Below are 22,928 nucleotides of genomic sequence, written 5' to 3'. Positions count from 1 at the left end.
GTGCGTCAGCCGCGCCAGGCGGGGGCCGTCGCCAGGGCCCGGAGCTGGTCGACGGTGAGGGCGGGGGCGCCCGGCAGGAAGGTGCGGGCGTCGGGGCCGTTCCACTCGTCGACGGTCACCCGGGTGCCGTCCGGGTGGAGGGCCTCGGCGCCCCACTGCACCTCCGGGCCGTCCGTCCCGTCGGACTCCCGGTGGGCAGCGGCCACCACCGAGGTGCCGTCCGCGGTGTGCGTCAGCTCCGGGCCGCGACCGGACTCGAACGTCTTTCGCGGGTCGGACTGCTCGCCCTCCTGCCAGTGCGGCTCGACCTCGACGGTCACCCAGCTCGTCCGGCCGTCCAGCGAGACCTGCAGCCGCACCCGGCCCGGCATCGCGAGGCCGTCGGCCGGGCCCGCCACCGCGCCGGCCGGCAGCAGCTTCGCCACCGCGTCGTGCAGCGCGGCCGTCGGCGGCAGGGACACCCCGGGCTTCGGCGGGTCGGTCACCCGCACGCCGTCGAACGCGACGTCCCAGGCGCCGCTCGTCACCACCGCGACCGCCTGCTCGGCGGTGAGGGGAGGCTCCGGCCGGCCGTCCCGGTTGTAGGTGTCGACGCGCACCTGGCGTCCGTCCGGCCTGGTGTACGTGGCGACCAGGACCTTGCCCATGCCGGGCTGCTCCGGCAGCAGCACGTTGACCATCAGGACCGACCCGTCGGGCCGCACCGTGCGGCTGCAGCTGAGTGTCGGCCGCTCCGACGGGTCGAAGCAGTGCGCACCGCGCGAGGCCTCCGTCACCGGCGTGGCGATCCGGTCGACGCCGAGGCTGATCTGCCCGCCGGTGTGCGCCGTCTCCAGGTCGACGACGGCGGACGGCCCCAGCTTCACGTCGCCCTCGTTGCCGGTGAAGCCCATGGCGCCGGTGACCCGGCCGCTCGGCAGCAGCGAGACCAGCGCGTCGCGCATGTACTCCCCGCTGACCGAGGACCAGGGCTGCGCGGCCGGTGCCCGGTCGCCGTGCAGGGCCGGCAGCGAACCGGCGGCCAGCACGGCCGCGGCGACCGCCGCCGCCCCGGCCAGCACGGCGGCCCGGCGCCGCCTGCGCCGGCGCGCTCCGCGGGTCGCCGCACCCTGCGCGAAGGCCAGGGCGTTCGGCTCGGGGGCCAGTTCGGCCGCCGACCGCAGGGCGGTGGTGAAGCTCTCCTCGACAGGCATCGTCGTTCTCCGCATCCTCTCGTACTGCCGGTGGTCGGTCAGGGGTGGACGAGCGCGTCGAGGTCCTCGCCGAGCACCGTCCGCATCCGGGCCAGCGCCCGGCTGCTGCGCGAGCGCACCGTGCTGGGGCTCAGCCGCAGCACCGCCGCGGTCTCCTCCGCGCTGCGGTCCTCCCAGTAGCGGAGCACCAGCACCGCCCGGTCCTGGGGCGGCAGTTCGCCGAGCGCCTGCAGCAGGGTCACCCGCAGCGCCGGGTCCGGCGCGGCCTGCGCCGTCTCGGCGAAGGTGTCCGTCACGTGCTCGCTGCTGCTGCGCCGACGGCGGTGCGACAGGAAGGTGTTGACCAGGACGGTCTGCGCGTACCCCGCCGGGTTGGCCATCCGGGACACCTTGCGCCACCGGCCGAACAGCCGGCCGAGCGCCTCCTGCGCGAGGTCCTCGGCGAGGTGCGCGTCACCGCCGGTCAGCAGATAGGCCGTTCTGACCAGGTGGTGCCCCCTCGCCGCAGCAAAGTCGAGGAAGGCCGGCGGCTCGGTGGGCGCCGGTCGCGTCGTCGTTGTGCGGTCCATGACCTTCTAACGCGGTGGGGCGGGCACCGCGTCCCACCGGATTCCGCACGGATGTCCGGGCGGGCTGGCAGACTGGCCGCTTTGAAGGCGGGGGAGAGGAACGCGGGCCATGGCTGGGAACACTGCGGACGGTGCGGACGCGAGTCCGGTCAGCCGTCAACTGGCCTTCGTGGAAGCCGAGGTGCACAGCCAGCTGCGGATCCGCACCCGGCGTCGGGACGCGGACCGCAGGCGCGCCTTCGGACTGCAGATCTCCACGGTGGGCCTGTCGGCGGTGATCACCGTGCTGCTCGGCGTCCAGGTCGGCCAGCCGGCCCGGCAGTGGCTGTCCGACGTCGCCCTCGGCCTCGGTGCGGCGATCACCGTGCTCGCCGCCTGGCAGGCCTTCTTCTCGCACCGCGCGCTCTGGCTGCAGCGCTCCGACACCGTGCACCGGCTGGCCGTGCTGGAGCGCCGGCTCGCCTTCCACCGCGCCGGGCTGGCCGGGGCCGAGCCCGAGCCGGAGCGGGTGGCGGAGTTCCTGGCCGCGTACGAGGAGATCGTCCAGGCCGACCACGACTCCTGGACGCGGGTGCGCAGCGCCTCCGACCCGCAGGTGGCGCTGCCGCCCGGTCCGGTGCCGCCGCAGGGACGCGAGCTTTTGATCGGCCGTCAGGAGACCGTCGGCTGACCGGAGACGGCCCGGCTCAGTGGTCGGCGCCGATCCGGGCGGCGAGGTGCTCGGGCAGCGGGTACGGGGTCTCGGTCGGGATCAGCGCGTCGGCGAGGTCGGTGCGGCCGTCGCGGACGAGTGCCCGGACCTCGTGCGCCAGCGCGGTCACATCGGTGATCCCCAGGATCCAGTGGTCGACGTAACCGGCCACCGCCCGTCCGGACAGGCCGAGTTGCAGGGCTCGGTGCTCCAGCGCGCCGAGCCGGGTGGAGCGCTCCGGGTCCCACTGCACCCGGACGGGGCTGGTCGCCAGCTCCGCGCGCCACTCCTCCGCGGTGGCGTGGCAGCGCCGGTCGTGGTGGCTGGGGCAGGCCAGCGCGAGGGCCTGCTCGAAGCCGTCCCGGCTGATCCGGACGGCCAGCACCCGTTCCTGGCCCGGCTTGGACGCCCAGCCCGAGCGGTACATCATCCAGCGGAACGAGGGCTTGATCCAGGTCATCCGCTCCCGCTTGAACGGGGGCGCGAAGGTGCCCGCCGCGAGCGCCGTCTCCGCGATCCCCACCGGGTACGCCTGGTAGACGGTCAGGCTCCGGCCGTCGTGGGTGGCCCGGACGGCGCGGAACGGCTGATCGGTCACTCGGACTCCAGGGCTGTGCGCGGACATCCCGCGGAGCCTATGCGCGGCGCCCCGGGCGGTCATCCCGATTTCGGCCCGTCCGCGGCAACCGGCCGATCGCGGCGGCCGGGTGGCCGCCGCCGGCCGCGCACCACCAGACGGCGGCGTCGGGGTGCCGGACGGCGTGCAGACCGAGGCCGTGGTCGGGGCAGAGCGGCAGGGCCCGGCGGTCGCGCTCCATCAGGCTCTCCTGGACGTGCGCGGCGACGGCCGCCACCGCCGTGACCGGGTCGCCGCCGGCACAGACGGGCAGGCCGCCGCCGTGCAGCCGACCGTCCGCCAGGACGACGCCCGCGGAGGGCGGGTACCAGGCGTCCTGGACGACCAGCCGGGCCCCGGGGCCCCCGGCCCCGGGGAGATCGCGCAGGACGTGCTCCAGCGCCCGGCGCAGGGTCTCCAGCCGCTCCGGCACCAGGTCGAAGCCGGGCTCGAAGCCGGCCTCGGCGAGCAGCCGTGCGGCGAGGTCGGCGGCATCGGCCGGTGGGACGTCGGCCGGTCGGCGTTCCACCGCCTCGCGGACCGCCGGGCCCTGGTGGCCGAGGTCCAGCAGCGCACAGCCGAGCGCGGCGGCGTCGGCCGCCGCCAACGGGCCCTCGCCGCGCAGACCGAGGTGCAGCCGGACGCAGAGCGCCTCCACCGGATCGTCCACGGGATCGTCCACGACGTCGCCCACGGGATCAGCGGGCCGGCGCCCAGTGGGCCGGGCGGTCCAGGCCAGCCGGCAGTCGGGTCGCGGCGTCGCCGCGGGCGGCGTTGACCTGCGACTGGGTGAGGAAGACCGCGCCGGTGAGATCGGCCCCGCTCAGGTCGGCGTCCCGCAGGTCGGCCCCGATGAGGTCGGCGCTGCGCAGGTCGGCCCTGCGCAGGTCGGCGGCGATCAGCAGCGCGCCGCGCAGGTTGGCGCCGCGCAGGTTCGCGCCCTTGAGACGGGCGCCCATCAGGTCGGCACCGCGGTGGTTGCGGGTGCGGCCGGGCACGCCGGCCCGCACGAGCTCGCCGACCCGCAGCAGCAGGGCGTTGACCTCCTGGCGGACGGTGGGGACGTCCAGCGCGGTGATCTCCTCGGCGGTGCCGAGGGTGAGCCGCTCGGTGGCGTCGAAGGCGCGCTGCAGCTCCTCGTGGACGGGACGGGCGGCGGGCAGGGCGAGGCCCTCGGCGAGGTAGTGCAGCAGCTCCTGCAGCTGCCGCAGCACGGGGAACACGGCGAACATCCGCCGGGCCGAGCCCGGGTCCTGCCGCCAGTCCTCGCCGCCGAAGGTGATCTGCGAGACCTTCTGGCCCGCGCCGAAGCACTCGAAGACGGTGCAGCCCCGGTAGCCCGCCTCCCGCAGCCGGGTGTGGATGCCGCAGCGGAAGTCGGCCTGCAGGTTGGTGCAGGGGGTGCCGGCGTCCTTGGTGGCGGCGAAGTCCGAGGTGGCGGCGAACGGCAGGGCCACGCAGCACAGGCCGAAGCAGCGCGAGCAGTCGGACCGCAGGTCGGGACGGTCCGGGGTGGGCGCGGGGGAGGGCTGCCGGCTGGCCAACGTGGGTCGTCTCCTCGGTGCGGACGTGCTCGGTACCCGACCATTCTCGCCGATCGGACCCGGACCCCGGACCGTCACCCCGACCCGGGCCGGTCACTCCTCGTCGAGGAGGACCTGGAGCTGCTTGAGCTTGCCGGTGGTGGAGACGACGGCGGTGACGGGCTGCTTGCCGACCACCCCCGCCCTGCGTGCGGCGTGGACGAACTTCTCCAGTTCGTCGAAGGTCAGGTTCTTCGAGGCCCCGCTGAACTTCAAGGGAACTGTCATACCGTCATTGTGCGCGGGGCCGGGCGCGGGCGGCCGGTGCCGAGGCGCGTGTCGGGTACGCGTGTTGGGCGCGGATGCCGGCTTCACTCCCCGTACAGGGCCGCGAGCCGGGGAAGGCGCCGGGCGGTCTCCGCCGGGTCGTCGAAGTCCCAGTCGAAGACGATCTCCGGGTAGGCGATCGTGTAGCAGTCGCCGGACATCTGCTCGCCGGTGGCGGCGAGATGGGCGTCCCAGGCGAGGCCGAGCGTGCGTTCGCAGTCCAGGTCCGCGTGGTTCGCGGCCGCTTCGCGGACGGACGGCAACTCGGCGAGCGAGTCCGGCGAGGCGACGGCCCGCTCGAAGACCTCCCGGCCCTGGACGATCAGCCAGCCGCGGAAGTAGTCGAAGGCGTCGTCCGAGCAGCCGCCGTTGATCAGGTACGCGGCACCCCACAGGTCGCCGCGGTACGACTCCGCCATCGCGTCCCACAGCAACTGCTGTGCGGCGAGGATCTCCTGCCGCGGCCGGACGGCGAGCAGGGCGGTGGCCCGCTCGACCACGGCCCCGGCGTCGTCCGGTCCCGGCCGGCGCGCTGCTTCGATCAGGTCCCAGAACTGCTGCTCGTCCATGGTCCGGAGCATGCCGTACCGCTCTGACAGGGCAGCCCCGGAGCCGGTCAGCCGGCGGCCAGTGCGGCGGTGACCAGGGCGGCCGTCTCCACGGCGTGCGCCTCGTCGCGGTAGCGCGTCCGCGGCCAGAAGAAGCCGCGCAGGCCGTCCTTGGGATTGCGCGGCACCACGTGGACGTGCAGGTGCGGCACCGACTGGCTGATCCGGTTGTTCGCGGCGACGAAGCTGCCGGCCGCCGCCATCGCGGACTCGACGGCCGCGGTGATCCGCCGGACCCGGGCGAAGTACGGCCCGATCTCCTCCGGCAGCAGGTCGGTCAGCGTCGGTACGTGCCGACGCGGCACCACCAGGACATGGCCGGGGAACAGCGGACGGTGGTCCAGGAAGGCGACCGCGGCCTCGTCCTCGAACACCCGGTGGGTGTCCGCCCCGCCCGCCACGACCTCGCAGAAGATGCAGCTCATGCCGGTGATTGAAGGGCATCCGGCAGCCGGGCGGCGGCAGGGTCGACGGCGTGTCGCATCCGGTCGTACGCGGGGTCGACCGTCCCGAACAGCCGGTCCCACACGGTGGTGTAGAAACCGAAGTTCACGCCCGGGTCGAGGTGGTGGCCGACGTGGAACATCGGCAGCGCCACCCAGCGGAACACCGGCCACCGCCGGACCCGGGCCGGCAGCGGCTCCACCCCGAGGTGGCCGAGCAGCCCGAACACCAGGTTGAGCAGTACGAACCCGCCCAGGGCGAGCGCCGACAGCTCCCACACCGTCAGGATCGCCAGCCAGGCGCCGCCGAAGCCCAGCGCCTCCAGCGGGTGCAGCACGAACAGCGTCGACGGCCGCGGATCCGGGTAGCGGTGGTGGAGCTCGTGGGCCAGCCGGTACAGCCGGCGGCGGTGCGCGATCCAGTGCGCCGCGTACGCCAGGACGTCCATGACCAGGGTGAACGCCAGGAGTTCGAGCAGCACCCGCGGACCGGTCGAGGCCGAGAGGGTGACCAGGCCCGCCTTCCACAGCGCCCACCCGGCTACCCCCACGCCGCTGTTGATCAGCAGGGCGACCGCCGTCAGGGCGACCTCCGCCCCGGTCACCGGGCCGGGCGGCGGGGCCACCCGGCGGTCCCCGTAGCGCCGCACCAGCACCCGCCCGGCGGCCACCGCCGCGACGAACAGCACCGCGTTGAGCAGCAGCGCCCCCGCCACCACCTCGCCCGCACCCAGCCGGGCGGCCCACCCCAGGAATCCGTCCACCGGCCCAGCCTGCCACGGGCCCGCGACGCAGGGCAGCCCCGCGGGCCCCGCGACTCCCGGGGCGGGCCGCCCCCCCGGGCCGGGTCCCCGGCCGCGGCCGTCCGGCCGCACCTGCCGGCCCGTTCCGGTATACGCTCGAAAGGTAATCCAGCGCCCGCCGGTCCTTCCTCGAACAGCTCGACCGCAGCGGCCGGAACATGACTCTGTCGCTCGAGGTTGTGCCCGCTCCCGGCGCACGTCGCGACCCGTCGGATTCGGCGAGTCCACCGAGGCGGGATCAACTGCCATGGACCTCAACACCATCACCGAAGTCGTGCGGCGACCGGCCGACCTGCCGGGTGCGGACTGGCGCGAGGGTGACGCCTGGCTCGCCGGCGGGACCTGGCTGTACTCCGTGGAGCAGCCGCACCTCGACCGCCTGATCGACCTGACGTCGTTACGCTGGGAGCCGCTCGTCCCGAGCGACACCGGTCTCGCGATCGGCGCCACGTGCACGGTCCGTGACCTCCACGCCTTCGAGCCGCCCGGCGAGTGGACGGCCGGCCACCTCCTGGCGACGAGCTGCGAGGCGTTCCTGTCCTCGTTCAAGGTCTGGAACTCGGCGACCGTCGGCGGCAACATCTGCATGTCGCTGCCGGCCGGCCCGATGATCACCCTGACCGTCGCCCTGGAGGCGACGTACGAACTGTGGGCCGCCGACGGGTCGGTGCGCACCGTCGACGCCCACGACTTCGTCACCGGCAACAACCGGAACGTCCTCGCGCCCGGGGAGATCCTGCGGCGCATCGACATCCCCGCGCGCGCCCTGCGCAAACGCACCGCGCACCGCCGCTTCTCGCTGACCCGCCTCGGCCGTTCGACGGTCTTCCTCATCGGCACCCGGACGCCGGGCACGAGCGACCTGCTGCTCACCGTGACCGCCGGCACCACGCGGCCCGTGCGCCTGGCCTTCGACACGATGCCCGACGCCGACGCGCTGCGGCGCGCCGTCGACGCGATCCCCGACGGCGTCTGGTTCGCGGATCCCAACGGGACCCCCGAGCACCGCCGCCACCTGACCCAGCACTTCGCCGAAGAGATTCGCCGCGAACTCACCGCCGGGGGCCCGGCATGACCTACACCGTGAACGGCAGGGGCTTCGACGAGGAACCGGCCCCCGGCCAGTGCCTGCGCACCTTCCTGCGGCAACTCGGCCACCACGGCGTCAAGAAGGGCTGCGACGCGGGCGACTGCGGCGCCTGCACGGTGTGGGTGGACGGCACTCCGGTGCACAGCTGCATCACCCCGGCCTTCCGTGCGGAGGGCCGTGAGGTCACGACGATCGAGGGCCTCGGGTCACCGGGGAACCTGCATCCGATGCAGCGCCGGTTCCGGGACGCCCCGGGCTTCCAGTGCGGCTTCTGCACCGCAGGGATGATCATGACCTCGGCCACCTTCACCGAGGCCCAGAAGGAGGACCTGCCGAGGGCGCTGAAGGGCAACCTCTGCCGCTGCACGGGCTACCGGGCGATCGAGGACGCCGTACGGGGCGTCGCCGGCGTGGAGACGGCCGCGCCCGGCAAGGCCGTCGGGACGAGCGTCGGTGCGCCGGCGGCCAACGACGTGGTCACCGGCCGCGCCGAGTTCACGATGGACACGCACGTCGACGGCATGCTGCACCTCAAGGTCCTGCACTCGCCGCACGCGCACGCCCGGATCGTCTCGATCGACAAGACCGCCGCGCTCGCCGTCCCCGGGGTGCAGCGGGTCTACACCTGGGAGGACGTGCCGCGCAAGCGCTTCACCACCGCGATCCACACCGACCACCTCGTCGATCCGGACGACACCTTCGTCCTCGACGACACGGTGCGCTTCGTCGGCCAGCGCGTCGTCGCCGTGCTGGCCGACACGGTCGCGGCGGCCGAGGAGGGCTGCCGCAGGGTCGTCGTCGACTACGAGCCCCTGCCGGCGGTGTTCGACCCCGAGGAGGCCATGGCCGAGGGGGCGCCGCAGCTGCACGGCACGGCGGACCCCTTCGTCCGCGACCCCGTCCACAACATCCTGCTCGAACTCCACTCGCACATCGGCGACGTGGACGCGGGGTTCGCCGAGGCCGACGTGATCCACGAAGGCACGTACTCCTCGCCGCGGGTGCAGCACGCGCACCTGGAGACCCACGGATCGATCGCCTGGATGGAGGACGGCCGGCTGAACGTCCGCACCAGTTCGCAGTCGCCGTCCATCGCCAAGGTCAAGCTCGCCTACCTCTTCGCGCTGCGGCCGGACCAGCTGCGGGTGTTCTGCAAGCGCGTCGGCGGCGGCTTCGGCGGCAAGCAGGAGGTGATCTCGGAGGACCTGGTCGCGCTCGCCACCCTGGACACCGGCCGGCCGGTCTGCTTCGAGTACACCCGCGAGGAGGAGTTCACCACCGCCTCGCCCCGGCACCCGATGACGCTGACGGTCAGGCTCGGCGCGAAGGCGGACGGCACCCTCACGGCGTTCCAGGTGCGCAACGTGTCCAACACCGGCGCCTACGGCAACCACGGCGGCGAGACGCTGTTCGCGGGCGGCGCGGCCGTCATGATCTACCGCTGCCCCAACAAGAAGTACGACGCCTACTCCGTGTACACCAACACCGTTCCGAGCGGGGCGCTGCGCGGCTACGGGATGACGCAGCCGGCGTTCGCCGTCGAGTCGGCGATGGACGAGCTGGCCCGCGCGCTGCACATGGACCCGCTCGACCTGCGGCGGCGCAACATCGTGCGTCCGGGCGATCCGCTGGTCGCGATGCACGACGGCCCCGACGACGTGATGTTCACCGAGGACGGGCTCGGGAAGTGCATCGACCTGGTGGCCGACGCGCTGGCCCGTCGGGTCGACGAGCCGCCGCCCGGTCCGGGGTGGCTGGTCGGGACGGGCGTGGCGAGTTCGCTGCACGAGACCGCTCCGCCGACCGACCACGTCTCGGAGGCGTGGGTCACGCTCGGCGACGACCTCGTCTACGAGTTGTCGGTCGGGACGGTCGAGTTCGGCGAGGGCACCTCGACCGCCCACGTGCAGATCGCGGCCGACCAGCTGGGCACCACGCCGTCGCGGATCCGCCTGGTCCAGTCCGACACCGACCGCACCGGGTTCGACACCGGCGCCTTCGCGAGCGCCGGCCTCTTCGTGGCGGGCAACGCCGTCCTGCGGGCGGCCAACGCCGTGCGCGACCGGATCCTGGAGTTCGCCGCCGTGCACACCGGCGTCCACGTCGTGCTGTGCTCGATGGACGACGACGGCGTCGTCTGCGGCGACCGGCGGGTGTCCCTGGCCGAGCTCGTCGCACTGGCCCGGGCGCGCGGGATCCGCTTCACCGCCGCCCGCCGGGCCTACGGGTCGCCCCGGAGCGTCACCTCCAACACGCAGGGGTTCCGGATCGCCGTCCACCGGGTGACGGGCGAGATCCGGGTGCTCTACAGCGTCCAGGCGACCGACGCCGCCGTGGTGATCAACCCCGCGCAGGTCCGCGGGCAGGTGGAGGGCGGAGTCGCCCAGGGGATCGGCTTCGCACTGACCGAGAACCACCACGTCGACGCGGACGGGGTCATGGTCAACCCCAACTTCCGCAACTACCGCATCCCCACCTACGCCGACGTCCCCCGCACCGAGGTGCTCCTGGTGGAGTCCTCGGACTCCTTCGGGCCGATGCGGTCCAAGGGCATGGCGGAGTGCTGCATAAACCCGGTGGCCCCGGCGCTGGCGAACGCGCTCCACGACGCCACGGGCGTCCGGCACCGCGCGCTGCCGCTCACCCCGGAGCGCATCTACGGCCGGCTCGCCGGGAGCAGGCAGGCACCGACGGGGCGGACGACATGAGCGGCGACATGGGCACCGAGGAGCGCAACGGCGCCGCAGCCACGGCCATCATCGGCCAGAAGGTCCGGCCCGGCCTGGACCGGGAGTACGCGACGTGGCAGCTGGACGTCAACAGCGCCGCCGCCGACTACACCGGGTACCTCGGCGCGGAGATCTCCCCGCCGACGGCCCTGCAGCCGGACTGGGTCGTGGTGTACCGGTTCGACTCGATCGCCCACCTGCAGGCGTGGATCAACAGCGCCACCCGGCAGACCCTGCTCGACGTCGGCCGCGCCTACTTCGACGGCCCGGCCACCCAGCAGGTGGTCAGCGGCGGTGCCAGGCCGCCGGATCCGCTGGTGACCATGGTGGTCACCCACCGCGTCCACCCGAACCACGTCGACGACTTCCTCGCCTGGCAGCAGCGCATGAGCCAGGAGGAGAGCACCTTCGAGGGCTACCGCGGCACCGAGCTCTTCCGCCCGATCGAGGGGCTGCAGGAGGAGTGGACCACGCTGTACCGGTTCGACAACGCCGAGCACCTCGACGCCTGGCTGACCTCGGCCGAGCGGCAGGAGATCCTGGAGGAGGGCCGGAAGTTCAACGAGTTCAAGCTGCACACGATCGACAACTCGTTCGGCAGCTGGTTCGCCTTCGAGGAGAACGGCAGGGAGGCGCCGCCGCCCTCGGAGGCCAAGACCGCCCTCGCGGTCTGGGTCGGCCTCTACCCGACCGTGGTGCTGCTGACGCTCGCCCTGTCGCCGGCGCACATGCCGCTCTGGCTCGGGCTGCTCGTCGGCAACCTGCTGTCGAGCTTCATCATGACCTTCGTCACGATGCCGTACTACGTGAACCGGCTGCTCAAGCGGTGGCTGCGACCGAGGCCGGACGAGCCGAGGACGAGGACCAACCTCGTCGGCCTCGGCATCGTCGCCGCGGCGACCGCGTTCTGGGTCGTGGTCTTCTACCTGGTCACGACGCAGTTCTGGACGCTGCCCTGACCGGTTCGGTGCCGGTCCGCGGCGCCTGAACGCGCACCCGCCCCGGCGCGGGGACGGCCCGCCCGGGAGCGGGTGCGCGGTGTCCGCGTCCGGCCAGCCGGCAGCCGAGGCAGTCGGGGTGGCCGTGCCGGGCGTGCGGGTCGCGCAGCCGCCAGTCGCGGCGGCCGGGCGGGCGCGGGCCGGTGGCCTTGCCCCAGCCGGCGAGGTGCAGCAGCCAGGTGGTGAGGGCGGCGGCCGGCAGCAGTGCCAGGCCCGCCCACAGGACGGCGGTGGAGCCCGCCGCGAACGCCGTGCCGGCCACCGCGGTGCCGGCGACGGCGAGCAGGGAGCCCGTCCAGCCGGCGACGGTGTGCCCCATGTCGTGGTCGCCGTGTGCGCTCATGTCTCCTCGTACGGTGTGATGGTGCCGTCGGCGCAGGCCCGCGTCCGGCAGAACTTTTATCTCACGAGCTAAGTAACTTAGATGCTAAGGAGACTGTCCGTGGAAGGCAAGCCGCGCCCGGCTGCGACCCCCGAGCAGGCCCTGCAGGCGATGGACCGGATGATCGCCCTCGCCCACTTCGGGCAGCAGGACATCGCGGCGCGACTCGGCCTCAACACCACCGACCTGACCTGCATCGGCTTCCTCATCGAGGCCGAGCTGGCGGGCGAGTCGCTGGCCGCCGGCGACCTCGCCGAGCGGGCCAACCTCACCACCGGCGCCGTCACCGGGGTGCTCAACCGCCTGGAGAAGGCCGGCTACGCGCGCCGCGCGCCCGACCCGGACGACCGCCGCAAGGTCCGGATCGCGATGGACCCCTCGGCCCAGCAGCGGATCATGGAGGCCTACGGGCCGTTCTACCTGCGCCTCGGTGCCCTCTTCGCCGACTACGGCCCGGAGGAGGTCGCCGTGCTGGCCGACTGGTTCACCCGGGCCCGGACGCTGATGCAGGAGTCGCTGGACGAGATCCGCGCCGGACTCTGACGCCCCGCCGGGCGGATGCGTCGCCGTAAACCGGTGGCGCCCCGCGCGGACTCTCTTCTACGGTGTACAAGCCTTGTACACCGTAGAAGAGAGTGGAGCCGGCTGTGACCGATCCCCAGCGCCGTCCGGACCGATGGGTGATCCTCGCGGTCATCTGTCTGGCACAACTCGTCGTGATCCTCGACAACACCATCCTCAACGTCGCCGTGCCCTCCCTCACCGAGGAACTCGGCGCCACCACCTCCCAGACCCAGTGGGTCATCGGCGCCTACTCGCTCGCCCAGGCCGGCCTGCTGATCGCCGCCGGGGGCCTCGCCGACCGGTACGGCCGCAAGAAGGTCCAGATGATCGGCCTCGGCCTGTTCGGCGCCGGATCGCTCGCCGCGGCCCTCGCCGGCGACCCCGGCCAACTGATCGCCGCCCGCGCCGGCATGGGCGTCGGCGGCAGCCTGCTGCTCGCCACCAGCCTCGCCATCGTCGTCCGCACCTTCGACGCCGACGAGCAGCCCAAGGCGATCGCCGCCTGGACGGCCGTCGCCTCGCTCGGCGTCGCCCTCGGACCGGTCATCGGCGGTCTGCTGCTGAACCACTTCTGGTGGGGCTCCACCTTCCTGGTCAACCTGCCGGTCGCCGCCCTCGGCCTGATCGCCGTCGGCCGGCTGGTGCCCGAGTCCAAGGACCCGCGCGGCGATCGCCCCGACCTGCTCGGCGCCGTGCTCTCCACGGCCGGCCTCACCGGCCTCGTCCACGCCGTCATCCAGGGCCCCGGCTACGGCTGGACGGCGCCCCGCACCCTGCTCGCCGGCGGCCTCGGCGCGCTGTTCCTGCTGGCCTTCGGCTTCTGGGAGCGCCGGATCGAACACCCGCTGCTCGACCTCGCGTTCTTCCGCAACGCGCGCTTCCGCGGCGCCGTCTCCGGCGGCGTCCTGGTCAGCTTCGGCATGGGCGGCTCGCTCTTCCTGCTCACCCAGCACCTGCAGTTCGTGCTCCACTACGGGCCGCTCGACGCCGGCCTGCGCACCGCCCCGATGGCCCTCACCGTCGTCGCGCTCAACCTCACCGGCACCGGCATGCGGCTCACCGCACGGCTCTCGCCGCCCGCCGCCATCGCCACCGGCCTCTCGCTGCTGGCCGGCGGACTCGCCGCGATCGCCCTCTTCGGCCACGGCGGCTCCTACCCGGGCATCCTGCTCGGCCTGGTGATGATGGGCGCCGGCGTCGCCTGCGCCCAGCCGGCCATGGCCGGCGCGGTGATGACCTCCATCCCGCCGGAGAAGGCCGGCGTCGGCTCCGGCCTGATGGGCACCCTCGGCGAACTCGGCAACTCGCTCGGCGTGGCCGTCCTCGGCGCCGTGCTCGCCGCGAACTTCGCCGCCGCACTGCCCGCCGGGCTGCCCGACTCCGCCGCCCGCTCGCTGCCCGACGCCCTCGCCGCCGGCGGCGCCTCCGCCGGCACGATCCGCTCGGCCTTCGCCGACAGCCTCACCGCAGGACAGCTGATCGGCGCCGCCGCGGTGCTGGCCGGCGGCCTGGTCGCCGCCTGGCTGCTCAGCCGGGCCGCCGACGCGCCGCCCGCCGCGTCCACCCCCGCCGAGCCGGTGGCCCAGGCGGGCTGATCCGGCCCTACGATCGCTGCACGGCCGCAGCACCGGCGGCCGTGCAGCGAGCACGAAGGACGAGCATGGCGGACAAGCCCCGCGACCCGGCCGTCAGCATCTGGGTGGCGCCGCCCCGCGAGCGGCGCCGCGGCAGCGCGCCCGCAGGCCTCAGCCGTGAGCGGATCGTGCGCACCGCCGTCGCCCTGCTCGACGCCGACGGCGTCCGGGCCTTCAGCATGCGCAAACTCGCAGGCGCCCTGGACGTCACCCCCATGTCGGTCTACTGGTACGTCGACAACAAGGACGAACTCCTCGAACTCGCCCTCGACGAGGCCTTCGGCGACATGCGGATCCCGCCGCTCGGCGACGGCGACGACTGGCGGGCCCACCTCAGGCTGCTCGCCCACGAGTACCGCCGCTGCCTGCACGAACACCCCTGGGCCGCCCGACTCGCCGGCCAGTTCCTCGCCCTGGGCCCCAACGCGCTCTTCTTCTCGACCAGCGCGATCGGCGCGATCCGCCGCACCGGGCTCACCGGCGAGCGGCTCGGCGGCGCCCTCGGCCTGGTGCTGCAGTTCGTCTACGGCTTCGCGCTCGCCGAGTCGCAGTGGCAGGAACGGGTCCGGGCCTCCGGCCTCCACGAGGACGAACTCAACCGCGTCGTCCGCGGCGTCGCCGAGCGGGCCGACGCCCGCTTCCTCGACAACGCCGACCTGCTGCCGCCCACCGAGGACGGCGGCCTGCGCGCCTCCCGCGACAGCCAGTTCGAGGCCGGGCTCGACATCGCCCTGGCCGGCATCGACGCCACCGTCGCCGCGCAGCGCTGAGCGCGGTCCGCGGGCCGGCGGGTCGGTGGCCGGTGGTCAGCTGGGCGGCGCCGGGTGCGGCTCGTGGTGCACGGTGCCGGACAGCAGCGGCGCCCCGTGCCGCTCCGGGCGGTGGCTCTCCCGGTCCTCGACGAGGTGGCGCGGCGCGGACCCGCCGGAGCCGGCCAGCGGCACCAGCCGCCGGGCCACGAGGTGGCCGACCCAGTGCCGCCCGCACTGCGGACAGGGAACCCCGCCGTCCGGCGTGTAGGGGGACGCCGCACCGATCCCGTCGCGGGAGAAGTACTCCCAGTCGGTGCCGTCGTCGTCGCGGTAGTGCTGGACGTCGTAGTCCACGGACCAGTGGTGCCAGCATTGTCCGCAGGTGAATTCGACCCGCTCCACGGCCAGTTCGGTGATCATCGCGTCTACCTCCCTGCCTCGGCCCTTGACAAGCCCTTTATCCAGAATTATCCCGGTTTCAGGGGCTGCGGATACCGTCCGGAGGGAGTCCGGTCCATGGCGCACTCGGCAGGCGACGGAGAGGGCCCGAACGCCGGGCCCGACGAGGACCTGCGCCGCCTCAAGGCCGAGTACGACAACTACCGCCGCCGCGTCCACCGCGACCGTCTCGCCGTCCGCGAGATCGCCGTCTCCAACGTGCTCGCCCGGCTACTGCCCGTGCTGGACGCCCTCGACCGGGCCCGCGCCGCCGGCGAGGTCGTCGACGGCTTCGGCGCCGTCGCCGACCTGCTGGAGAGCGAGCTCGGCGCCCTCGGCCTGCAGTCCTTCGGCGAACCCGGTGAAGCCTTCGACCCCGTGCTGCACCTCGCCGTGGGCTACACCCGGTCCGCCGTGGTCACCGGCCCGATCTGCATCGAGGTCGTCCGCACCGGCTACCGCGTCGGCGACCAGATGCTGCGCCCCGCCGAGGTCGTCGTCGCCGAACCGCCGTCCGGCCCGGACTGAGCACCGGCGGTCAGGACAGCCCGAGCTCCCCGCGCACCGGCTGCGGGATGCTCCCGCGGACCGACACCGGGACGTCCCGGTACTCCGACCTGTCGACCGTGCGCGGCGACCAGGCGCCGCCGGGTCCCTCCGTGACCACGTGGAACGCCACCGACGGGTGCGGCACGCCGCCGGGGGTGAGGACGATCCAGACGCGGTCCCGGGCCTCCTCCCACCGGAAGGTGGGGTTGTCGGCGAAGGTGCCGTACTCCGCGGTGTCGCGCCACACCACCGCCCCGAGCGTCCCCTCGCCGGTCGACGAGGGCGACGGCGCGTAGGACCTGATCACCGCCCGGCGGCGGGTGCCGCCGGGATCGCTCCTCGACCCGGTCTCCTCCACCAGGAGGGCGAACCGGTCCGTCGGTGACCGCACCCAGTACGACGGGCTCGCCTCGCTGCCCGTGTGGAGTGGATCCGGTTGCCGTGGGTCGGCCCGCCGTCGGACGACGCGGGAGCCGCGGTGTGCCGTGCCCCGGGCGTGCAGCCGGCGAGGAGCAGCGCGGCGGCGAGGGCCGCGGCGAGGCGGGCGGGTACGGCCCGGGTCCGTGGCTGCACGGTTCCCTCCCTGAGCGGTGGTTCCCGGGCGGCCTTCTGACGTCCGGTCCGGGACAGCCTCCGGCAGCGCCGGCGGACTCGTCAACGGCGGTTCCGCATCCCGGGCTTCCTCAGCCTTCTCCAGGCGCTGCTCGAGGTGACCTGCACAGCCGCCGGCCGACGTCATGGATTCCGGGACCACATCGAGTCTGGTTCAGCGCTCCGACCGTCTGACTCGTGGACCACTCGTCCGCCCTCGGGCGGTGCCGGAAGCCCCTGTGAAGCGGGCCGGGCAGCGTCTGCTGCCCGGCCCGTGTCACGCCTACCGGGTCACGGCCCGGTGGCGGTGTCGACGATGTTGTTGCAGTTGCTCAGCTGCACGATCTGGATCGGGCTCAGCACGCCCTGGTAGGCCCACACGTCGTCCAGCTCGCCCGAGAAGAACTCGCCCCACGCGCCGGCGTTCTTGGTGCGGCCGAACTGCAGCCCACCGGTCGCGTCGAACGGCCGTACCGCCGGCGCCCACGAGGTACGGACGGTGCAGGAGGCGTCCTGCCCGTCACACGACTGGTTCTCCACCGAGCCGTTGACGTACAGCGTCAGACGGCCCGACAGCGCGTCGTACACCACCGCCAAGTGCGTCCACATCTCCAACACGCTCGCCGCTGGCGAGTGCGCCACGGTGGTCCTGGCCGCACCCGTGCTGTCGGTGTTGGCCACGGACACCTGCCACTCGCCCAGGTGCTCGCCCGTGGTGGGATCGTCCTTGAGGTAGTGCCAGCGCAGCGTGACCGCTCCACCCGTCGCCCCGGTCTGCGAGAGCACCGCCATGTCCCGGGTCGGGACACCGGCGGTGTTCGCCCAGCCGGCCAGCGTGAAGCTCTGATCGGTGTGCAGTGGGACACCGGTGCTCTGCGCGGCCCCGGCGACGCCGTCGAGCTGCAGCGTTCCCTGCACGGGGAGCGGTCCGCCGTTGGCGAGAATCGCCGCCCCGTTCTTCTCCAGCACGGCCGCCGAGTGCGCCGGTCCCTCGTCCGGCGAGCTCTTGGGGTCGCCCGAGGAGGTGTCGAGCTTCCAGCGGCCCGCCAGCTGCGGGCGCTGGTTCACCATGTCCGCGGCCTCCGGAGCGGTCACCACACGGTCGTAGACACGCACGTCGTCGATGTCGCCGTTGAAGAAGTCGATGGTGGAGCCCTCGTGCGAGCCCGCGCCGACCTGGACCGGTCCGGGAGCCGCCCACGGGGTGGTCTGGACGTAGTCCGTTTCGCCGACCAGGAAGCCGTTCACGTACAGGCGCAGCTTCTTGGCCGTGGCGTCGGACACGCCGAGCACGTGCGTCCACTGGTTGTCGGTGACCGTGAGGCACGGCACGCCGTTGACCGTGGTACCGGCCGCACAGTCCGGCTGCATCGCCTGGGTGAGCGTGTCCGCGGTCGAGTCCTCCTTGTACCGGCCGAACACCCACTTCTTCGTGGCGCCCGAGAAGTACAGTGCGAACTCGTTGTTGTGCTGACCGGTCTGGCCGGCCACCACCCGTGTCTTCGTGTCCGTGTCGGCAGGCTTCGGCGTCCTCACCCAGGCGGCGACCGCGAAGCTCCTCGTACCGTCCACCTGGGGGCGGGAGGTCTTCGCGTAGCCACTCGCGCCGTCGAAGTGGGCGGCCTGCGCGGCGATGCCCGTCGAACCGACCTGCACCCCACCGGAGGCGGTCAGCGTCTCGCTCTCGGACGTGCCGGCAACCGTGGTGGCACCGGCAGCCTCGTCCAGGTGCCACACGGCCCTGGCCGGGGTCCCCGTGGTGAACGCCTGGTCCGCCGCGACCTTGACGATGTCGGCCGCGGTCAGTGCCCGGTCCCAGAGCTTGACCTCGTCGAGCGACCCCTTCCACGGGTCGACGTTCTTGCCCATGTAGCGCAGGCGGCCGAACTCCAGGGGGCCGGCCGCGCTGAACGACGCGGGTGCGGCGCTCTCCCCGGCGAGTGCCCCGTCCACGTACAGCGAGACCTTCTGGCCGGCGGAGTCGTAGACGCCCGTCAGATGGGTCCAACGACCCGGCACGACGGCCGCGGTGGAGTTGACCCCTTGCCAGGAGAACCCGTTGGCCAGGTCCTGGCTGAACGTGGTGAACGACCACTTGCCGGACCGCTCGCCCAGGTCGAAGAAGGCGGTGTTGACGCCGGCCTGGCTGACGGCCGTCCTCGTGACGGCGATGTCCGCGATGTTCGCCCAGACGGAGACGGTGAAGCTCTTGGCCGTGTCGACGACCGAAGTCTCGGTGTCGGCGTAGCCGTTGGCGGTGCCGTCGAAGGAGAGGGCGGCGCCCGTGTGCCCGGTGGCGTTGACGGAGGTGCCGGCGGCGAGTGTGGCGTCGACGGTCCGTCCGTTGCCGGCGAACGTGGTTCCGCTCGTCTCGTCCAGCGCCCATCCGGCACGCTGGCCCAGCCCGTTGCGGACGTTGAAGTAGTACGTCTCGGGCTGGGAGGCCGTGCCGGCCGCGTTGATCGACTTGACGGTCAGGGTGTGCAGGCCGGGCGTCTCCGGGAGGACGTTGATCGTCCGGGCCGCACCCCCGCTCGTGGCGATCTGGTGGGCTGCGGACGCCTGGGTGTCCAGGCCCCACTGGTACGTGACGACGTCGGTGGCCACCGAGTCGAGGGTGAACGTGCCGTAACGGCCCACACCGTCGGTCCACGGCAGGGAGGCGCCGGCGTCCTTGGAGATCGGGTAGGACGGGGACGTGACGACCGGGCCGTCAGGGGTCGAGGTGTCGACGTTCACGTAGCAGGCGCTCGGATCCCCGTCGGAGGACCACGGGCCCCACTGCGCGCCGTCCCAGGCCCGGACCTCCCACGTCAGATACCGGTTCACGGGTGTTCCCGCAGGTGGGGTGAGGCTGAACAGGGAACCGGATGCCTTGAAGGTGTTGGACGCCGGTTGGGTGGCCTCGTCACCCGTGTTCCACCACCGGCGCTTCCACCCGGTGCCGTCGTCCCAGCCGATGGCGAACTGTGCGCCGATCGCCTCGCCGTCGGGGTCGGTGAGCCGGGCGGTGAGCTGCGGCATGGTGTTCACCTTGACGGTCGTCGCCGAGCAGACCGAGCCCGGAGACATGGTCAGGTCACTCATCGCCGGCTGCCTGGGCGGCAGGTTGTAGTAGACCTGCAGGTAGGCGCCGTCGGAGAACTTCTTCCAGGCGTTGGTGTCACCCTCGTCCGTGGCCTTGAGCCCGAAGGAAGCGGTGGGCCAGCCCCAGTTCGCGCCGTCCTGCACGAGGGTGCGGACCGCGGAGGAGTTGTCGCCGCCGAACTCCAGCCAGCCGCCCGCGCTGCAGGTGCTGCCCGAACCGCCCCAGCCCTTGGCGTCGGTGATCGTCTGCAGGTTGCGGCTCCAGAAGCCGTTGCTGCCGAAGGTGTTCTGCGCGTTCCAGGTCAGCTTGCTGTCGAAGTACTTGGTGTTCCACAGCTCGACGGGCTTCTTGGTGCACGAATAGGAGTGGCTCTCCCACACGCCGAACGTGGCCTTGAGGATCTGCTTGCCAACGAACTGGCTCGTCGGGACCTGGAAGAACACCCGCTTCACGTCCAGCGGCGCGCAGCGGCTGGTGTCGCCGCAGTAGCCGACGCCGAAGTCGTAGACCGAGGAGGAGGTGTAGGTGTAGTGCCAGTAGGCCTGGTTCGGGTAGTACTTCGACACGCCCGCCCAGCCGGCGCGGGCCGGGGTGTCCCAGGACGGGTCGATCATCACCGGGTAGACGGTGGCCGGGTCGTCCAGCATCGCCTGGTTCGGCGTCAGGACGAGGCGGTCCTGGGCGGACGGGAAGTCCACCGCGACCTTCGCCACCTTCGCACCCGGCTGCGGCTCCGCGCTCGCGTCCTTGTCCGCACCGGCCGCAGGAGCGTCGGCCGCGGCAGCGGCGGCGACGGCCGTCCTGGCGGAGGCGGTCTTCGCCGCGGCGGGCGCCGCAACCGGAGTGGAGGAGTCCCACATCACCGGCGTGGGCGCCTGGAAGACGGTGCCGCCCGCGGCCTTGTCGACCGCGCTCAGCGAGCCGTCCGCGGCCTCCTTGACCGTCAGGCCGTCGCCCTTCATGCCCAGGCGGAGCGCGTCCAGCTGCGGGTTCTTCGCCGCGGCCGCGCTGTGCACCACGAAGACCTGGGTGAAGCCGGTGCGCGTGGCGGTCAGCTTGAGGTCCACGTCCGGCAGGATCGAGCGGTACTCGGCCGTGGAGCCGTTCACCACCGGCTTCGGCAGCGCCTGCGGCCATGACAGGCTCAGCTGCTTGCCGGCCGACGCCATCCGCACCAGCGGATGCCCGGCGCCGCCGCCGGAGAACACCACGTCGGCGGTGGCCGCCTTCGGCGCCACCGAGCCGTCCGAACGCACCTGAAGCGTCGGGTCGATGTCCACCCACGCGCCCGCCCGGCGCACCCGCTTCGGCTGCACGTAGGTCGTCGACAGCAGCCTGCCGTCCGGCTGCGCCACCACGTCGCTCGACTCGGTGCGCATCGCGGCCACGTCCACCGGCTTGCCGGTCTTCTTCGCCGCGGCGACCGCGAGGCTCTCCGGCGTGTCCGTCGGCGGCGGTGCCTGCCCTGTACCCTTACTCCCCGTCACGGCGGGGTCCGCCGCGGCCGGACCTGCCGCCACGATGCCCGGCCCCACCAGCAGACCGGCGGCAAGGCACGCCGCGAGCGCTCTGCGCCTCGCGTTCCACCCCCGCCGGTCGTGGTTGTCCACAACCAGTCTCATACCTGAAATCCACTCAATCAGATGATGCGACTGCGCAGTTTCGGGGACGTCCGCCAGTTGAGTCAAAACCATCCCCCCAGCGGGGATGAGTTGACGTATCAGCACGTCAGATCGGGTGTGCAGCAGTCCGAACAAATCCGGACATGCCGCTCAGCGGTCTGTGTCTGACGTCACGTCCGTTCACCGGCGGCCCAGGGCCGCCAGGGGGTCACCGGTGAGGCCGAAGCGGTGCTTCAGGGCGCGGCGGGCGGCGTGCAGGCCGGCCATGCCGTGGACGCCGGGGCCGGGCGGGGTGGAGGAGGAGCAGAGGTAGACGCCGTCGAGGGGGGTGGCGTACGGGTCGAGGGCGGGGACGGGACGGAAGACGGTCTGCCACAGCGACATCGCACCGCCGCCGATGTCGCCGCCGACGTGGTTGGCGTTGTGCAACTGCTGGTCGGCCGCGGTGGTGGCCGACCGGGCGAGGACGAGGTCGCGGAAGCCGGGGGCGAAGCGCTCGACCTGCCGTTCCACGGCCTCGCCGACGTCCACCGTCGAGCCGTGCGGCACATGGGCGTAGCTGTACAGGGTGTGCATCCCGGAGGGCGCCCGGCCCGGGTCGACGACCCCCGGCTGCACCGCCAGCACGTACGGCCGTGCCGCGTGGCGGCCCGCGGCGACCTCGCGTTCGACGGCGACGGTCTCCTCGCGGGTGCCGGACAGGTGCAGGGTGCCCGCCTCGGCGCAGGCCGGGTCGGCCCACGGCACCGGGCCGGCCAGCGCGAAGTCGACCTTGCAGACGGCCGAGCCGTACCGGAAGGCGCGCAGCCGCCGGGCGTACCCCTCGGGCAGTGCGGGCCCCGCCAGGTGGAGCAGGCCGGCGGGCGTGAGGTCGAGCAGGACGGCCCGGGCGGGCGGGAGTTCGGCCAGCGATCCGACCCGGTGGCCGGTGACGATCCGGCCGCCGCGGCGGATGAGTTCGGCGGTCATGGCGTCGGCGATCGCCTGGCTGCCGCCGCGCGGCACCGGCCAGCCGACGGCGTGCCCAAGGGCGGCCAGCAGCAGGCCGGCGCCGGCCGGGGCCAGGGCGCGCGGCGGGGCGACGGCGTGCGCGGCGACGCCGGCGAGCATCGCCCGGGCGGCCGGGTCGCGGAACCGCGCGCCCCAGGCCGGGGTGCCGAACTCGGCGACCCGCAGGCCCAGTCGAATCGCCGTCAGCGGATCGGCGGGCAGCCGGCGCTGGTCGGAGAGCGCGGCGTCGACCGTGCCCTGCCAGCGGTCCACCAGCGGGCCGAACAGGGCACGCCAGGAGCGGCCGTCGCGGCCGAGCCGTTCGGCGGTGCGGTCCAGGTCGCGGTAGGCGATCCCGGCCGGGGCGCCGTCCAGCGGCTGCGCGTACGGCGCCGGGGGCTGCAGCAGGTCGACCCGGTCGGCGAGGCCGAAGGCACGGAAGAACGGCGAGGCCAGGGCCATCGGGTGGGCGACCGAGCAGAGGTCGTGCCGGAAGCCGGGCAGGGTGGTCTCGGCGGTGCGCATGCCGCCGCCCACGGTGTCGGCGGCCTCGTACACGACGGTCTCCAGGCCGGCCGCGGCGAGCAGCAGTGCGGCGGCGAGCCCGTTCGGCCCGGAGCCGACCACCACCGCGTCGACCCGGCCGCCCCCGCCGCCGTCCGCCGTGCTGCCGGAAGCCCGCCCTGCCACCGCGCCCACGCTCCTCGTACCCGCCCGTTGACGATCCG

The 22,928-nt window shown here is 73.4% G+C and carries 22 protein-coding genes; 8 read left to right on the top strand and 14 right to left on the bottom strand.

All coding sequences use genetic code 11. The features are described 5' to 3' along the window. Window positions 1-5: 5 nt before the first annotated feature. Both AB0O09_RS33040 and AB0O09_RS33035 read right to left on the bottom strand, forming a co-directional pair. Entirely contained in the window at window positions 6-1,193 is a 1,188-nt protein-coding gene (locus AB0O09_RS33040; RefSeq protein WP_363548328.1) for a hypothetical protein, read from the bottom strand. Between the two features lie 38 nt (window positions 1,194-1,231). Continuing rightward, entirely contained in the window at window positions 1,232-1,762 is a 531-nt protein-coding gene (locus AB0O09_RS33035) for a SigE family RNA polymerase sigma factor (protein ID WP_363548326.1), read from the bottom strand. Window positions 1,763-1,871: 109 nt separating this feature from the next. Here AB0O09_RS33035 and AB0O09_RS33030 point away from each other — a divergent pair, with 109 nt between their 5' ends. After that, window positions 1,872-2,432, top strand: a complete 561-nt coding sequence (locus AB0O09_RS33030) for an SLATT domain-containing protein (RefSeq protein WP_363548325.1) — start codon at window positions 1,872-1,874, stop codon at window positions 2,430-2,432. A 16-nt stretch (window positions 2,433-2,448) separates the two neighbouring features. Here AB0O09_RS33030 and AB0O09_RS33025 read toward each other — a convergent pair whose 3' ends face one another. The 7 genes from AB0O09_RS33025 to AB0O09_RS32995 all read right to left on the bottom strand — a co-directional run bounded on the left by AB0O09_RS33025 (window position 2,449) and on the right by AB0O09_RS32995 (window position 6,734). Next, window positions 2,449-3,051: a DUF4291 domain-containing protein gene (locus AB0O09_RS33025; protein WP_363548323.1), complete on the bottom strand. Its 603-nt coding sequence runs from the start codon at window positions 3,049-3,051 to the stop codon at window positions 2,449-2,451. Between the two features lie 37 nt (window positions 3,052-3,088). Beyond that, complete coding sequence (locus AB0O09_RS33020; protein ID WP_363548321.1) at window positions 3,089-3,763, bottom strand: hypothetical protein; 675 nt, start codon at window positions 3,761-3,763, stop codon at window positions 3,089-3,091. A gap of 4 nt (window positions 3,764-3,767) precedes the next feature. Further along, complete coding sequence (locus AB0O09_RS33015) at window positions 3,768-4,613, bottom strand: pentapeptide repeat-containing protein (protein ID WP_363548319.1); 846 nt, start codon at window positions 4,611-4,613, stop codon at window positions 3,768-3,770. Window positions 4,614-4,706: 93 nt separating this feature from the next. Continuing rightward, entirely contained in the window at window positions 4,707-4,880 is a 174-nt protein-coding gene (locus AB0O09_RS33010; protein WP_199922877.1) for a hypothetical protein, read from the bottom strand. 83 nt (window positions 4,881-4,963) lie between these two features. Continuing rightward, the gene (locus tag AB0O09_RS33005) at window positions 4,964-5,488 is read right to left on the bottom strand and encodes a DUF4240 domain-containing protein (protein ID WP_363548316.1); all 525 of its coding nucleotides are present in this window, start codon (window positions 5,486-5,488) and stop codon (window positions 4,964-4,966) included. A 47-nt stretch (window positions 5,489-5,535) separates the two neighbouring features. Then, entirely contained in the window at window positions 5,536-5,952 is a 417-nt protein-coding gene (locus tag AB0O09_RS33000; RefSeq protein WP_363548313.1) for an HIT family protein, read from the bottom strand. Then, the gene (locus AB0O09_RS32995) at window positions 5,949-6,734 is read right to left on the bottom strand and encodes a sterol desaturase family protein (RefSeq protein ID WP_363548311.1); all 786 of its coding nucleotides are present in this window, start codon (window positions 6,732-6,734) and stop codon (window positions 5,949-5,951) included. Before AB0O09_RS32995 ends, AB0O09_RS33000 begins: the two co-directional genes overlap by 4 nt. A gap of 286 nt (window positions 6,735-7,020) precedes the next feature. On the opposite strand from AB0O09_RS32995, the gene AB0O09_RS32990 reads away from it, so the two are divergent. From AB0O09_RS32990 to AB0O09_RS32980, 3 genes are read left to right on the top strand one after another with little or no spacing between them, the layout of a single operon-like run. Continuing rightward, window positions 7,021-7,848 (top strand): FAD binding domain-containing protein, encoded by an 828-nt coding sequence (locus AB0O09_RS32990; RefSeq protein WP_363548309.1) that lies wholly within the window; start codon window positions 7,021-7,023, stop codon window positions 7,846-7,848. Next, on the top strand, window positions 7,845-10,571 hold the full coding sequence (locus AB0O09_RS32985; RefSeq protein ID WP_363548307.1) for a molybdopterin-dependent oxidoreductase: 2,727 nt from the start codon (window positions 7,845-7,847) through the stop codon (window positions 10,569-10,571). The genes AB0O09_RS32990 and AB0O09_RS32985 overlap by 4 nt, the downstream gene beginning before the upstream one ends. Then, window positions 10,568-11,551 (top strand): antibiotic biosynthesis monooxygenase, encoded by a 984-nt coding sequence (locus tag AB0O09_RS32980; RefSeq protein ID WP_363548306.1) that lies wholly within the window; start codon window positions 10,568-10,570, stop codon window positions 11,549-11,551. The genes AB0O09_RS32985 and AB0O09_RS32980 overlap by 4 nt, the downstream gene beginning before the upstream one ends. Here the strand turns inward: AB0O09_RS32980 and AB0O09_RS32975 are convergent. Further along, the gene (locus tag AB0O09_RS32975; protein ID WP_363548304.1) at window positions 11,523-11,933 is read right to left on the bottom strand and encodes an HGxxPAAW family protein; all 411 of its coding nucleotides are present in this window, start codon (window positions 11,931-11,933) and stop codon (window positions 11,523-11,525) included. The genes AB0O09_RS32980 and AB0O09_RS32975 overlap by 29 nt on opposite strands. 99 nt (window positions 11,934-12,032) lie before the next feature. On the opposite strand from AB0O09_RS32975, the gene AB0O09_RS32970 reads away from it, so the two are divergent. The 3 genes from AB0O09_RS32970 to AB0O09_RS32960 all read left to right on the top strand — a co-directional run bounded on the left by AB0O09_RS32970 (window position 12,033) and on the right by AB0O09_RS32960 (window position 14,940). Continuing rightward, window positions 12,033-12,515, top strand: coding sequence for a MarR family transcriptional regulator (locus tag AB0O09_RS32970; protein WP_363548302.1), 483 nt, complete (start codon window positions 12,033-12,035; stop codon window positions 12,513-12,515). A gap of 104 nt (window positions 12,516-12,619) precedes the next feature. After that, a complete protein-coding gene (locus AB0O09_RS32965; protein ID WP_363548300.1) occupies window positions 12,620-14,131 on the top strand; it encodes an MFS transporter in 1,512 nt (503 codons plus the stop codon). Window positions 14,132-14,196: 65 nt separating this feature from the next. Then, on the top strand, window positions 14,197-14,940 hold the full coding sequence (locus tag AB0O09_RS32960; RefSeq protein ID WP_363548298.1) for a TetR/AcrR family transcriptional regulator: 744 nt from the start codon (window positions 14,197-14,199) through the stop codon (window positions 14,938-14,940). Between the two features lie 36 nt (window positions 14,941-14,976). Here AB0O09_RS32960 and AB0O09_RS32955 read toward each other — a convergent pair whose 3' ends face one another. Continuing rightward, window positions 14,977-15,342 carry a hypothetical protein gene (locus AB0O09_RS32955; protein WP_363548296.1) on the bottom strand — a complete coding sequence of 122 codons (366 nt, stop codon included), beginning with the start codon at window positions 15,340-15,342 and terminating at the stop codon, window positions 14,977-14,979. A 96-nt stretch (window positions 15,343-15,438) separates the two neighbouring features. Here AB0O09_RS32955 and grpE point away from each other — a divergent pair, with 96 nt between their 5' ends. Continuing rightward, the gene (gene grpE, locus AB0O09_RS32950) at window positions 15,439-15,888 is read left to right on the top strand and encodes a nucleotide exchange factor GrpE (protein ID WP_363548294.1); all 450 of its coding nucleotides are present in this window, start codon (window positions 15,439-15,441) and stop codon (window positions 15,886-15,888) included. A 10-nt stretch (window positions 15,889-15,898) separates the two neighbouring features. On the opposite strand, the gene AB0O09_RS32945 is transcribed toward grpE, so the two are convergent. The 3 genes from AB0O09_RS32945 to AB0O09_RS32935 form a co-directional block, all read right to left on the bottom strand. Continuing rightward, window positions 15,899-16,300 carry a hypothetical protein gene (locus AB0O09_RS32945; RefSeq protein WP_363548292.1) on the bottom strand — a complete coding sequence of 134 codons (402 nt, stop codon included), beginning with the start codon at window positions 16,298-16,300 and terminating at the stop codon, window positions 15,899-15,901. Between the two features lie 491 nt (window positions 16,301-16,791). After that, the gene (locus AB0O09_RS32940; RefSeq protein ID WP_363548290.1) at window positions 16,792-21,075 is read right to left on the bottom strand and encodes a LamG-like jellyroll fold domain-containing protein; all 4,284 of its coding nucleotides are present in this window, start codon (window positions 21,073-21,075) and stop codon (window positions 16,792-16,794) included. Between the two features lie 315 nt (window positions 21,076-21,390). Then, window positions 21,391-22,890 carry an NAD(P)/FAD-dependent oxidoreductase gene (locus AB0O09_RS32935; protein WP_363548289.1) on the bottom strand — a complete coding sequence of 500 codons (1,500 nt, stop codon included), beginning with the start codon at window positions 22,888-22,890 and terminating at the stop codon, window positions 21,391-21,393. Window positions 22,891-22,928: the final 38 nt, after the last annotated feature.

This window comes from Kitasatospora sp. NPDC093679 (assembly GCF_040683455.1).
In the GTDB taxonomy this organism is placed as follows: Bacteria; Actinomycetota; Actinomycetes; order Streptomycetales; family Streptomycetaceae; genus Kitasatospora; species Kitasatospora arboriphila.
Note: the sequence above shows the minus strand (reverse complement) of the source record. Positions and strands in the feature narration are given on the sequence as shown.

Excerpts from the sequence above, each read along its gene's own strand:
- AB0O09_RS33040 (WP_363548328.1), bottom strand. The coding sequence starts at position 1,193 with ATGCCTGTCGAGGAGAGCTTCACCACCGCCCTGCGGTCGGCGGCCGAA.
- AB0O09_RS33035 (WP_363548326.1), bottom strand. The coding sequence starts at position 1,762 with ATGGACCGCACAACGACGACGCGACCGGCGCCCACCGAGCCGCCGGCC.
- AB0O09_RS33030 (WP_363548325.1), top strand. The coding sequence starts at position 1,872 with ATGGCTGGGAACACTGCGGACGGTGCGGACGCGAGTCCGGTCAGCCGT.
- AB0O09_RS33010 (WP_199922877.1), bottom strand. The coding sequence starts at position 4,880 with ATGACAGTTCCCTTGAAGTTCAGCGGGGCCTCGAAGAACCTGACCTTC.
- AB0O09_RS33005 (WP_363548316.1), bottom strand. The coding sequence starts at position 5,488 with ATGGACGAGCAGCAGTTCTGGGACCTGATCGAAGCAGCGCGCCGGCCG.
- AB0O09_RS33000 (WP_363548313.1), bottom strand. The coding sequence starts at position 5,952 with ATGAGCTGCATCTTCTGCGAGGTCGTGGCGGGCGGGGCGGACACCCAC.
- AB0O09_RS32990 (WP_363548309.1), top strand. The coding sequence starts at position 7,021 with ATGGACCTCAACACCATCACCGAAGTCGTGCGGCGACCGGCCGACCTG.
- AB0O09_RS32985 (WP_363548307.1), top strand. The coding sequence starts at position 7,845 with ATGACCTACACCGTGAACGGCAGGGGCTTCGACGAGGAACCGGCCCCC.
- AB0O09_RS32980 (WP_363548306.1), top strand. The coding sequence starts at position 10,568 with ATGAGCGGCGACATGGGCACCGAGGAGCGCAACGGCGCCGCAGCCACG.
- AB0O09_RS32975 (WP_363548304.1), bottom strand. The coding sequence starts at position 11,933 with ATGAGCGCACACGGCGACCACGACATGGGGCACACCGTCGCCGGCTGG.
- AB0O09_RS32960 (WP_363548298.1), top strand. The coding sequence starts at position 14,197 with ATGGCGGACAAGCCCCGCGACCCGGCCGTCAGCATCTGGGTGGCGCCG.
- AB0O09_RS32955 (WP_363548296.1), bottom strand. The coding sequence starts at position 15,342 with ATGATCACCGAACTGGCCGTGGAGCGGGTCGAATTCACCTGCGGACAA.
- grpE (WP_363548294.1), top strand. The coding sequence starts at position 15,439 with ATGGCGCACTCGGCAGGCGACGGAGAGGGCCCGAACGCCGGGCCCGAC.